The 11,950-nt window shown below is 72.7% G+C and carries 10 protein-coding genes; 5 read left to right on the forward strand and 5 right to left on the reverse strand.

Annotated features, from left to right (window positions below; translation table 11 throughout):
• Positions 1 to 12 precede the first annotated feature (12 nt).
• A complete protein-coding gene (locus tag ABTZ03_RS01315; protein WP_350510768.1) occupies positions 13 to 2,064 on the reverse strand; it encodes an amylo-alpha-1,6-glucosidase in 2,052 nt (683 codons plus the stop codon).
• Positions 2,065 to 2,284: 220 nt separating this feature from the next.
• Here ABTZ03_RS01315 and ABTZ03_RS01320 point away from each other — a divergent pair, with 220 nt between their 5' ends.
• From ABTZ03_RS01320 to ABTZ03_RS01340, 5 genes are all read left to right on the forward strand, one after another.
• Entirely contained in the window at positions 2,285 to 3,277 is a 993-nt protein-coding gene (locus ABTZ03_RS01320; RefSeq protein WP_350510769.1) for a LacI family DNA-binding transcriptional regulator, read from the forward strand.
• Positions 3,278 to 3,330: 53 nt separating this feature from the next.
• Positions 3,331 to 4,584: a sugar ABC transporter substrate-binding protein gene (locus ABTZ03_RS01325; protein WP_350510770.1), complete on the forward strand. Its 1,254-nt coding sequence runs from the start codon at positions 3,331 to 3,333 to the stop codon at positions 4,582 to 4,584.
• Entirely contained in the window at positions 4,574 to 5,647 is a 1,074-nt protein-coding gene (locus ABTZ03_RS01330) for a carbohydrate ABC transporter permease (RefSeq protein WP_350510771.1), read from the forward strand. Before ABTZ03_RS01325 ends, ABTZ03_RS01330 begins: the two co-directional genes overlap by 11 nt.
• Positions 5,634 to 6,530, forward strand: a complete 897-nt coding sequence (locus ABTZ03_RS01335) for a carbohydrate ABC transporter permease (RefSeq protein WP_350510772.1) — start codon at positions 5,634 to 5,636, stop codon at positions 6,528 to 6,530. Before ABTZ03_RS01330 ends, ABTZ03_RS01335 begins: the two co-directional genes overlap by 14 nt.
• Before the next feature lie 167 nt (positions 6,531 to 6,697).
• The gene (locus ABTZ03_RS01340) at positions 6,698 to 8,068 is read left to right on the forward strand and encodes a hypothetical protein (RefSeq protein WP_350510773.1); all 1,371 of its coding nucleotides are present in this window, start codon (positions 6,698 to 6,700) and stop codon (positions 8,066 to 8,068) included.
• A gap of 105 nt (positions 8,069 to 8,173) precedes the next feature.
• Here the strand turns inward: ABTZ03_RS01340 and ABTZ03_RS01345 are convergent, their stop codons facing one another.
• From ABTZ03_RS01345 to ABTZ03_RS01360, 4 genes are all read right to left on the reverse strand, one after another.
• Positions 8,174 to 10,003, reverse strand: a complete 1,830-nt coding sequence (locus tag ABTZ03_RS01345) for a DUF1003 domain-containing protein (RefSeq protein ID WP_350510774.1) — start codon at positions 10,001 to 10,003, stop codon at positions 8,174 to 8,176.
• 45 nt (positions 10,004 to 10,048) lie between these two features.
• Positions 10,049 to 10,330, reverse strand: a complete 282-nt coding sequence (locus tag ABTZ03_RS01350) for a hypothetical protein (protein WP_350510775.1) — start codon at positions 10,328 to 10,330, stop codon at positions 10,049 to 10,051.
• Between the two features lie 99 nt (positions 10,331 to 10,429).
• Positions 10,430 to 11,137 (reverse strand): hypothetical protein, encoded by a 708-nt coding sequence (locus tag ABTZ03_RS01355; protein ID WP_350510776.1) that lies wholly within the window; start codon positions 11,135 to 11,137, stop codon positions 10,430 to 10,432.
• A gap of 71 nt (positions 11,138 to 11,208) precedes the next feature.
• Positions 11,209 to 11,910, reverse strand: coding sequence for a ribonuclease H family protein (locus ABTZ03_RS01360; protein WP_350510777.1), 702 nt, complete (start codon positions 11,908 to 11,910; stop codon positions 11,209 to 11,211).
• Positions 11,911 to 11,950: the final 40 nt, after the last annotated feature.

Consider the following 11,950-nt stretch of genomic DNA (forward strand, 5'->3'; position numbering starts at 1 on the left):
GGCCGTTCCGGCTCAGCGCACGGTGGTGACGGTGAACCCCTCCGGGGCGTCCAGCCGTACCGTCCCGGTGTGGTCGGTCGTCACCTCGATCGGCAGCCCGGCCACCCTCAGCCCGCGGATCCGCAGCGACTCGTACCCGGCCGGGACCCGCTCGCGCACCCACAGCCGGCGGCCCGGCACGTCCGCGTCCAGTCCGAGCAGCGCCTGCAGCACCAGCACGGCGGCCGCGGCGGCCCAGGCCTGCGGACGGCAGGAGGCCGGGTACGGGACGGGCGTGGCGTACCGGTCGCGCGAGTAGCCGGCGAACAGTTCGGGCAGCCGGTGGTCGAAGGCGGCGGCGGCGCGCACCAGTCCGTCGGCGAGCGGTGTGGCGGCCCCGTGCAGTCCGGCCCGGGCGAGGCCGTGCACGGCGATGGCGCCGTCGTGCGGCCAGACCGAACCGGTGTGGTAGCCCAGCGGGTTGAAGCCGGTGCTGGCGGCGTCCAGGGTGCGCAGCCCGAAGCCGCTGTCCAGGCCGGGGGCGGTGAGCCGGCCCGCCACCAGCGCGCTCTCCTCGGCGTCCAGCAGTCCGGTGCCGAGCAGGTGGCCCAGGTTGGAGGTGACCGAGTCCACCGGCCGCTTGGCGCCGTCGAGGGCGACCACCGGGTAGCGGCCCTGCTCGTCCGCGGTCCAGAAGCGGTCGCGGAAGCGCTCGCGCATCCGCTCGGCCCACTGCCGCCAGTGCGCGGCGCCGGGGCGGCCGAAGGCCTCCAGCAGGTCGGCGGTCCCGACGGCCGCCTCGTGGGCGTAGGCCTGGACCTCGCTGAGCGCGATCGGGGCGGCGGCGATCCTTCCGTCACGGAAGCGGATGCCGTCCGAGGAGTCCTTCCAGCCCTGGTTGGAGAGGCCGCGGCCGGTGCTGTCGACGTACTCCAGGAAGCCGTCGCCGTCCGCGTCGGCGTACCGCTCCAGCCAGCCGAGTGCGGCCTCGGCGTGCGGCAGCAGTTCCTCGACCTGGTCGGCGGGCAGGCCCCAGCGCCAGGCGTCGTGCAGCAGGGTGAGCCAGAGCGGGGTGGCGTCGGCGGTGCCGTAGTAGCTGGGCGGCAGGTGGGCGCCGGTGTCCAGGTGCTGTTCGGCGCGGCGGACCTCGTGCAGGATCTTGCCGGGCTGCTCCTCGGTGACCGGGTCGACGGTGCGGCCCTGACGGCGGGCCAGGGTGCGCAGGGTGCCGGCCGCGAGTTCGGTGCCGAGCGGGAGCATCATCCGGGCCGCCCAGAGGGAGTCGCGGCCGAACAGGGTGAGGAACCAGGGCGCTCCGGCGCCGAGGAAGGCGTCGGCGGGGCGCAGCGGGTCGGTGAGCAGCAGGCCGCGCAGGTCGTGGTGGGAGCGGGTGAGCCAGCGGGCGAGGTGGTGGTCGCGGCCGGTGACCTCGGGGGTGCTCCACGGGGTGCTGGTGGCGGCGGGGAAGAGGTCGCCGTCGCGGTGCTCGGCGGTGCACTCCAGGACGGCCTGCCAGCGTTGGCCGGGGGCGAGTTCGAGCTCGTAGCCGAGGGTGCCGGTGGCCGGGTCGAGGTGGTCCGGTGCGGGGGTGAGGGTGAGCGCGGCGGTGAGCGGGCCGGCGCTCCAGCGCAGGCCGTCGCCGTGGGCCTCGGGCCGGACGGGGGTGCCGGTGCGGCCGGCCTTGACGTGGTCCATGGTGGCGAAGTCGCTTGCGGCGCGCACCTCCAGCCGCAGTCGGGCGGGGCGGCCGCCGGCGTTGTGGAGGGTGTAGCGCTCGACCAGTCGGCCGGGGTGGAGTTCGCGGCGGCGTTCCAGGGTGGTGGCCGGGTCGGCGGTCTGTTCGGCGAGTCCGCGCAGCACGGTGACGAAGGCGGTGTGGCCGTCGGCGCCGTCGGCGGCTGCGACCGGGACGTTGGGGATGCCGGGGGCGCCGACCTCCAGGCGGGAGAGGATCCGGCGGTCGCCGTGGTAGAAGCCGTCCGCGCCTTCGGCGATCCGGCCGTCGGGGCGGGCGGCGCAGAAGCTCGGGGCGGCCACGGAGAGCCGGGCGTCGTGCAGGAACGGCTGCAGCTCGATCGCTGACATGGTCTCCTCGTTCTGGGTTCGGGTCTTGACAGTTGCTTCCACCCGGGCGCAACCTTTCTGCCATTGGAGCGTTCCAAGACATTAACTCGCCTGGTGGGCAGGAGGGAACCCCGTATTGGAACGCTCCAAACGTGGCGACAAACCCTTGTCGAGGGCGACAGAACCTAGGATCACCGTCATGCATGCACACTCATCCCCCAGGCCCAGGACAGGGTCCGCGGTGACCCTCGAAATGGTCGCCGCCCGGGCCGGCGTGGGCCGTCAGACGGTGTCCAACGCGATCAACTCACCCGACCTGCTGCGCCCCCAGACACTGGAGCGGGTCCGCCGCGCCATCGACGAACTCGGCTACCGGCCGCACCGGGCCGCCCAGGCCCTCAAGACCAGGGCCAGCCGGCTGATCGGCTACGGCATCCGCTCCAGCAGCACCGGCGTGCCGACCCCCGTCCTGGACCAGTTCCTGCACTCCCTCTCCGAGGCCGCCGACCGGGCCGGCTACCGGGTGGTGCTGTTCGCCGTCGCCCCCGAGGACGACGGACTCACCGGCTACCAGCAACTCCTGGACGAGCACGGCGCCGACGGCTTCGTGCTCAGCGGCACCGACCGCGGCGACCGCCGCCAGGGCTGGCTGCACGAACGCGGCGTCCCCTACGTCGCCTTCGGCCGCACCTGGACCGGTCGGGACGTCGGCGACTGGGTCGACGTCGACGGCGCCGCCGGCACCTCCGCCGCCGTCCGCCACCTGGCCGGGCTCGGCCACCGCCGGATCGGCTTCCTCGGCTGGCCCAAGGGCTCCGGCGTCGGCGACGACCGCGCCCGCGGCTGGCAGGGCGCGATGCGCGAACTCGGCCTGTCCACCCGGGGCCGCCGGATGGAGAGCGCGGACGACCCGGGACACGCCACCGAGGCCGCCGAACGACTGCTCGCCACCGGCGCCACCGCCGTGGTGGCCGCCAGCGACACCCTGGCCCTCGGCTGGTACCAGGCGCTGCGCCGGGCCGGCCGCACCCCCGGCCCGGAGGCCGCCGTCATCGGCTTCGACGACTCCCCGATCGCCCCGCTGCTGTTCCCCTCGCTGTCCAGCCTCGCCCAGCCGCTCGACGCGGTCGGCCGCGCCTGCATGCAGCTGCTCCTGGAACGCCTCGGCGACCACCGACGACCCATCGAACACGTCCTGCTGGAACCGGAGTTGGTCCTCCGCGAAAGCGCGTGACGCCCTTCCCCCGAAGGTTCTCCACCACCCCTCCCACCGCAAGGAGACCCCGCATGGTCACCTCCCGCACCCTCGCCGCGGCCGCCGTCTGCGCGGCCGTCGCCCTCGGCGCCGTCACCGGCTGCTCCTCCTCCGGCGGCTTCGGCGCCTCCCCCGCCCAGCAGTCCTCCGGCGCCCACCAGAGCCTCACCGTGCTGATCGCCACCTCCGGCGAGGCCGAGACGGCGGCGGTCAAGGCCGCCACCGCCGACTGGGCGCAGCGGACCGGCAACACCGTGACCGTGCAGATCGCCAGCAACATCAACCAGCAGCTCGGCCAGGCCTTCGCCGGCGGCAACCCGCCGGACCTCTTCTACGTCAACTCCGACCAGTTCGCCAACTACGCCAAGGGCGGCTCGCTGTACGCCTACGGCGACCGGATCCCGGACGCCGCCGACTTCTCCGAGCAGCTGCGCAAGGCCTTCAGCTACAACGGCAAGCTCACCTGCCTGCCCAAGGACAGCTCCACCCTGGCGCTGGCCGTCAACACCGACCTGTGGCAGCGGGCCGGCCTGACCGAGGCCGACTACCCCACCACCTGGCAGCAACTCGCCGACGACGCCGGCAAGCTGACCAAGGACGGCGTCACCGGCCTGGTCACCGCCCCCGACTACCAGCGGGTCGGCGCCCTGCTGAAGCAGGCCGGCGGCTGGATCACCAACCCCGAACAGACCGCGATGACCGCCGACAGCCCCGCCGACCAGCAGGCACTGGAGTACCTCCAGGGAATGATGAAGGCCGGCTCCGCCAAGTACGTGGCCGAGGTGGACGCCGGCTGGGGCGGCGAGGCACTCGGCAAGGGCCGGGCCGCGATGACCATCGAGGGCAACTGGCTCAAGGGCGCGATGGCCAAGGACTACCCGAACGTCCCGTACAAGGTGCTCCCGCTGCCCGCCGGACCGGGCGGCCCCGGCACCCTCGCCTTCAGCAACTGCTGGGGCATAGCCGCGAAGAGCAGCCACCAGGCGGCCGGCGTGGACCTGGTCAAGCACCTCACCGGCGCCGACCAGCAGCTGGAGTTCGCCAAGGCCTTCGGCGTGATGCCCTCGCGCACCAGCGCGCTGGCCGCGTACGCCCAGAAGTACCCCGAGTCCAAGGCCTGGGTCGACGGCGTCGCCCACTCCCAGCCGCCGGTCACCATACCCGGGTTCAACCAGGTGCTCACCCAGTTCAACACCGACCTCCAGTCGCTGCGCACCGGTGACCCGGCGACCATCCTCGGCGCCCTCCAGCGCAACGGCGAGCAGGCCCTCAAGAATGCGAAGTGACCGCACCCCCGGACGTCTCCGCGAGGGGGCCTGGGGCTGGCTGTTCACCGGCCCGATGGTCCTGGTGCTCGGCCTGTTCATGGTCCTGCCGATCGGGATGGCGCTCTGGGTCAGCCTGCTGCACTGGGACGGCCAGTCCAACCCGTTCGGCGGCGACGCGGACTTCGTCGGCCTGGACAACTACCGCCGGCTGTTCGCCGTGGACGGCCTGGACCGCACGCTGTTCGCCACCTCGCTGCGCAACACCCTCTACTACGTGCTGCTCACCGTGCCGCTGCAGACCCTGTTGGCGCTGTCCCTCGCGATCGCCGTCAACCAGCGGATGCTGCGCGGGCGGAGCGCGCTGCGCACGGTGTTCTTCTTCCCGTCCGTGACCAGCTCGATCGCCGTGTCGACGGTCTTCCTGTTCCTCTTCCAGGGCAGCGGCGCGGTCAACCGGATGCTGTCCTGGTTCGGGGTGAAGGGCCCCAACTGGTTCGCCGACCCGCGCGGCCTGGTCTGGCTGGTGCTCGGGTGGTTCGGCGTGGACCAGCCCGCGCCGACCGCCGGCGGGCCGCTCGGACTCTCCTGGTCGGAGTGGTTCGCCGGGCCCTCGGTCGCGATGTGCGTCCTGATCCTGATGGCGGTGTGGACCACCTCCGGCAGCTTCATGCTGATCTTCCTCGCCGCCCTCCAGGACATCCCGCGCGAACTGGAGGAGGCCGCCGCGCTGGACGGCGCCAACCGCCGTCAACTGCTGCGCAACGTCACGCTGCCAGCGCTGCGGCCGGTGCTCTTCCTGGTGCTGACGCTGGGCCTGATCTCCACCTGGCAGGTCTTCGACCAGGTCTACGTGACGGGCAAGGGAGCGCCCGGCAACACCACCCTCAGCCCCGCCTACCTGTCCTACTCGGCCGGCTTCGACAACGCCGACTACGGGCAGGGCGCCGCCATCGCCTTCGTCCTGCTCGGCCTGGTCCTGCTGTTCACCGCCGTACAGCGGTGGGTGCTGCGGGAGCGGGGCGGGAAGCCGGAAGCGAAGCCGGAGCCACGTCCGAAGGGAGTCCCCCGTGCCACCCGTTGACCGCAGGGCCGCCGCGGACCGGCCGGTGCTCGGCCGCTTCCCCCGGCCGGCCCGCCTGCTCGGCTACGCCGCGCTGCTCGGCTTCGCGCTGCTCTACCTGCTGCCGTTCCTGCTGCAGTTGGCGAACAGCTTCAAGACCGACCCGGACGCGGCCGCCCACCCGATGACGCTGCTGCCGGACGGCGGCACCCTCGCCTCCTACCGGCGGCTGTTCGGGCTGGCCGAGGGCGTGGAGAACGTCCCGTTCCTCGGCTGGCTGGGCAACAGCGTGCTGGTGACCGTCCTGATCACGGCCGGCCGGGTGCTGTTCGACTCGATGGCGGGCTACGCCCTGGCCCGGCTCAGGTTCCCCGGCCGCCGGGCGCTGTTCGCCTTCGTGCTGGCGGTGATGGCGGTGCCCGGCGTGGTGCTGCTGATCCCGAAGTTCCTGGTGCTGAAGAGCTTCGGGATGTTCGACAGCTACGCCGGGATGGTCCTGCCGCTGCTGGTCGACGCCGCCGGGGTCTTCATCATGAAGCAGTTCTTCGAGTCGGTGCCGCGCGAGGTCGAGGAGGCGGCGCGGATCGACGGCGCCGGGACGTTCCGGATCTTCTGGTCGGTGGTGCTGCCGATGGCCCGGCCCGCGCTGATCACCCTCACCGTGCTCTCCTTCCAGAGCTCCTGGAACGAGTTCACCCACTTCCTGGTCTCCACCCAGTCCAGCGAGCACGACACCCTGACGACCGGTCTCGCCCACTTCGTGGCAGGCGGGCTGGGCTCCGGGTCGCAGTACCCGCTCAAGCTGGCGGCGGCGCTGGTCTCCACCCTGCCGGTGGCGCTGCTGTTCTTCCTGTTCCAGCGGCACTTCGTCCGGGGCGCCAACTCCGGCTCCTCGAAGGGCTAGCCGAGTCCAGCCGAGCCGTCCCGTAACGGACGGGGCCGGTGGCCGGGTTCACCCGCCGGTCCGGGCGGGGGCGGAACCCGGCCACGGGGTCGTCATCCAGGCCGGATCCGTTAAAGCCGGGGTCAAATAATCGTGTGCGTCCTTGCTGATACTGTGCTGACATTGTATTGCGCTGCGGTGCACTTCACCGCAGGGGAGGGATCGGCCTGTTCCCGTTCGATCAGGCCCTGTCACACAGGAGTTCCACCATCAACACCGCCATCCGCAAGGCCGCGCGCGGCGCGCTGCCCGTCGCCGTCACCGCCTCCGTCCTCGCCGTCGGCCTCACCGCCTGCGGCACCGCCGAGCAGCTCTCGGCCGGTCAGAAGGTGTCGAAGGCCTTCGGCAAGGTCGGTGACGGCAAGTCGGCCGGCTTCACGCTCTCCGTGGACGCCACGCCGGAGCAGATCGTCGCCTTCTCCAAGGCCACCGGCGACGACCCCGTCGACGAGCAGAGCGCGAAGGGGCTGTCCGGCCTCTCCATATCCGTCGCGATCTCCGCCGACAAGCCGCTCAAGGACGTCGACGCCTTCAAGAACGCGACCGCCAAGGACGCCAAGGCGCAGCAGGACGTCTCGCTCGACAAGTCGGTGCGGGTCGCCTACGTGATCGCGGACAAGAAGGGCACCCCGCTCCTGGAGTACCGCCAGGTCGAGGCCAAGGGGTACCTGCACGTCGACATGAAGAGCGTGCTCAAGCTCACCGGCCAGGACCCGTCCGAGATCGACACGGTCGCCAAGGACCTGCCCGCCGACATGGCCCCCGCCAAGGACGTGCTGACCGGCAAGTGGGTCTCGCTCGACCTCCAGCAGCTGGCCGACGAGGCCAAGAAGTCCGAGGACGGCAAGGGCGGCAAGCCCGAGGCGGTCCCCTCGGTCGACCCGCAGGCCGGCCAGGAGCTCTTCAACTCGCTGAAGGACGTCTTCAACCGGACGGTCACCTTCGAGGACAAGGGCAAGCAGGACGGCGCCGAGCACATCTGGATGAGCGCCCCGGCCAAGCAGGCCGTGGACGAGCTGTACAAGGCCCTCAAGCCGCTCTCCGGCAAGTTCCCGCAGCAGTTCAAGAAGTTCCCGACCGAGGCCCCGAAGGACGTCCCGGACCGCAAGGTCGGCGCCGACCTCTACCTGAAGAACGGCGCGCTCTCCTCGGCCACCTTCGACCTCGCCCAGCTGGAGAAGAAGGTCGAGCCGGGCGTCAACTTCCCGGTCAAGCTGACCTTCAACCAGGAGGCGCCGAAGGTCGACGCCCCCGCCGACGCCACCAAGATGACCACCGAGGATCTGATGAAGACCTTCCTCGCGCTGGCCTCGGGCGGCGCGGACGCTGGTTCCGCGGAGGACGGCGGCGTTCCGCCGGTGCCCGCCGACGCCGCGCCGCTGACGGACGCCCAGCTCAAGCAGCTGACCGCGCTCGGTGTGCCGGAGGCCCAGGCCAAGGCGTTCAACAAGATGGGTCTGGGCTTCGAGGACATCAAGGCCCTCGCCACGGAGAAGTGACCGTCCCCGCCTGAGGAACGGCTGCGCTCCTGACGCAGCGACCGGCCGACCGCCTCCGCGGTCGGCCGGTCGCGTTGTCGGGGCCGCCTAGGTCCTGTCCGGGGCTCAACCCCGCTTGCGCAGGCTGACCTTGGCCCGCACCGGCATCGGCGCCTCCGGGTCGCTCGCCGTCCGTACGGCCTCCACCGCCACCAGCTCGTTGGGCACCCGGGTGCGCGCGCCCAGGCCGAGGAAGCCGCCCTCCTCGTTGGCGTCGGCGACCACGGTGGCGATCTCCAGCAGGAAGGCGCGGTACTCGGCGAGTTCGTCCGGCGCCTGCTCCGCGACGATCCGTGCCGCCGCGCGGACGGTCTCCAGCGCGGGCCCGCGGTACTCGGCGTAGCGGGTCTCCGGGCGCAGCCCGGTGTCGAAGGTGGAGGCGGCCGCGAGCTCGCGGACGAAGCGCCGGGGGTGGCCGGTGCTCGCCTCGCGCAGCAGCTTGACGATCGCGATGATCTCCTCCGGGTCCGCGACGCCCTCGGCGAGCGCGACCAGCACGCCGGAGGCCATCAGCGCCCGGCCGAGCGTCGCCCAGTCCTCGGGGGTGAAGTCCAACTCCCCCACCCCGTCGGCGACCCGGCCGATCCGCACCACCTGGAAGCCGACCTCGGCGAGCACGGCGGGGATCAGCCGCACCGACTCCACCGTCCGCGCCCGGGCCCGGTCGGACAGCTCCTCCCAGGGCAGGAAGGCCGCCCGGCCGTCCCGCTGACCGGGGACCGGTGCGTCCTGGCCGGGCGTCCCGGACTCGGCGCCGGTGCCGTAGCGGTGCTCGTGCTCGTGCTCCAGCCGGGCCAGCACCTCGGCCTCCTCCTCGGTGAAGTCCTCGAAGCCGCCGACGGCTTCGGGCGCGGTCTGCTCGGAGGCGGGCACCATCAGGCAGCCGACCGCCGCGAGGCGGTCGCCGAGCTGCCGGGCCTGGCGCCGGTTGGCCGTCCGCAGCTCCTCGGGCAGTTCCTCCCAGGGCAGCAGGGCCGGCCGGCTGCCCGCCTCCTCGCCGTCCTCGACCGCCGCCGCCACCCGGCTCCGGTGGATGGCCCGGGCCAGTTGCCGGGTGACCTGGGCGTTGGTGTAGTCGGCCAGGCTCTCGATGATCATCCCCTGTGCCTCCAGCCGGTCCTTCATCCGGCCGCACTCGTACAGCACGGCCTCGGCGTCCAGCAGGGTCTGCTCGGCGCGGCGGTCGCCGGCCTTGCCCAGCACGTCCTGGCCGACCATGATCACGATCATGAAGATCAGCTGGGCCAGGGTGGACAGGAAGCTCATGAAGGCGAACGGGTACGGGTCGAAGGTCTGCAGTCCCAGCCGGGACATCCCGATCCACACCACCTGCGTCACGGCCGCGAGGTAGAAGGCCCACATGCTGCCCAGCCGTCCGGTCAGCCAGGCGGCGATCCGTCCGTTGACCCCGGTGACCTGGTCCAGCGCCTGCGGCGGCTGCTGCACCCGGTGCCGGTGGATCCACGGGTGCCCGCTGGTCTCCAGCAGGCTGACGCCCCGGCCGAGCGCCCGGTCGTGCCGGTCCAGGTGCTCCTGGAGGTCGGCGACCTTGGCGAAGATCGCCTCGGCGTTCTCGTAGGTCTGCACCGCCCGGCGGTCGGCGGCCTGGCCGAGCACCCGTTGGCCGACCAGGATCGCCAGGCAGAGCACCAGTTGGACCACGTTGTCGAGGAACAGCAGGAACCCGAAGGGGTAGGGGTCGATCGCGTGCAGCGGCCCCCAGGTCGCCAGCGCCATCCACCCGCCGACCAGCACCAGGGTGACGTACAGGGCGGGCATCGACCCCACCGCCCGGGTCAGCGCGGCCGCGATCGCCCCGTTCAGCCCGACCTGTTCGTCCGCCATCGCCACCGGCTGCTGCCTCGGCTGGTCGATCCCCGTACCGGCGTCCGTCACGCCCGCTCCTCCCGCTCGACTCCGGCAACGGCGCGGGAGTCGTGGTCATGGCCGGTTCATGATGCCAGCAGTCGGCCGACCCGGCAGGCGGACGAACGACGTTCTTAACGCGCCGTCAACACCCGTGCCGGGCGCGGGGTGCAGCTCGACCCGGCCGTGCCGGAGGTGGTTGCGGTGGCCGTCGGCGAACTCCAGGCGGAGGCTGCGGTCGGCCAGGGCGGCCACCACGACGGCGCTCTCGACCGTTCCGTAGGAGCAGTCGCGGTAGACCCACACCTGGTCCCCGACGTGGAACTCCGGGGTCTCCGAGACGATCACCGTGCTCACTTCCTCTCCCAACGGTCTGTACGGGTGGGAGCGGCGCGGGACTCAGTCGGCGGCGCGGAACTCGGTGCACCGCGCGGAAGTCGGTGAACCGTGCGGGACTCAGCGGGCGGCGCGCAGCCCGGTCGGGGCGGTGGCGGTCGGCAGCCCCGTCGGCATCCCCAGCGCGTCCACCGGGGTGGAGCCGGGGTAGCTCGCGCACTCGGTCGCCGCCATCACCACAAGGGTGTGGCCGACCGGGTCGAAGCCGACGGAGGCGGTCTCGGCGAGGGCCCCCGGGCCGGTGGCCGGTGGCGTCAGCGCCAGCCGGGGACCATGACCGAAGTCGTCGACGGCACCGACCGTCCAGCCCTGCGCGGCCAGGGTCCGCCGGGCCCGGTCCAGCGCCTCCGTCCACTGGGCCCCGGTGACCCCGGCGAGGGTGAACCGGGCGCCCAGGACGGCGGTACGGGGCTGGTCGGCGCCGCCGTCGTTGAGGTTCTCCAGGGCGTGGGCGAGGCCGCGCGGCCGGCAGACGCCGTAGATCCGGGCCGTGATCCCGTCGTCGATGTCGGGCTCCGACGACAGGGTCAGCCCGGGCGGCAGGGCGAGGGCGTCGTAGACGGACTGGGTGCGGGCATCCAGGTGCGCGGCGACCGCGACCGGGTCGGCCACCGGGTACGGCTTCCCGTCCCAGACGCCCGCCCAGTCCTCGGCCACCGCCTCGCCGCCGACGACGCCGAGCACCCCTGCGGCCACGGCCGCCGTGAGCATCGCGCCCCGCAGGGCCGTCCGGCGGCCCCGCCCGTCCTTCCGCACACGCTTCGTCATGATCGGCATCGTCCACCACCACGGCACGGCGTCGCGTGAGTACGGATACTCAACCGGCGCCGTGCCGGTGCTCAGGCGTGCGCGGCGGCGCACTCCGGGTGGCCCCAGCTGCTGCCCACCTTGGTGATCTTGTCGCCCTTGGCGTAGGGGCGGCTGCACGGGCAGGTGCCGGGGAAACGGGCGTTCAGGGTGCGCGAGGTGCCACCGCTGCGCTTGGCGGCGGCCCCGGTGCCGCCGGCGCCACCGGAGGCGGTGCGCGCCTTCGGGGCCTTGGCCGCCGCGGCCGGGTCGGGCACCGGCAGGTCGGCGGCCGTCCCGGCGGCGGCCTGCTGGGTGCGGGCGGCGTCGCTGGCGGCCTTGTCGGCGATGGCGTTCAGCGGGTCGCCGTCCACCTGGTGGGCGGGGACGTACACGAAGGTGACGTCCCGGCCCTCCAGGAGTTCGTCGATCCGCTGGATCAGCTCGCGGTTGGCCACCGGCTTGCCCGCGGCCGTCTTCCAGCCGTTGCGCTTCCAGCCCTTGAGCCACTTGGTGACCGAGTCGCGGGTGTAGGTGCTGTCCAGCCGGACCTCCAGCGGAACGGCCGGGTCGGTGGCGGACAGCAGCTGCTGAAGGGCCGTCAGCTCGCCGATGTTGTTGGTGCTGTGCCCGAGCGGCCCGGCCTCCCAGCGCTGGGGCGCCCCGGCGCCGTCCGCCACCACGTAGGCCCAGGCCGCCGGGCCCGGGTTGCCCTTGGCCGCTCCGTCACACGCTGCAATGACTCGTTCCACCATGCCCCCGATCATGCCTGGTCAGGCGGCCCGGAGCCAAAGC

The organism is Kitasatospora sp. NPDC096077, assembly GCF_040303245.1.
Classification (GTDB): Bacteria; Actinomycetota; Actinomycetes; order Streptomycetales; family Streptomycetaceae; genus Kitasatospora.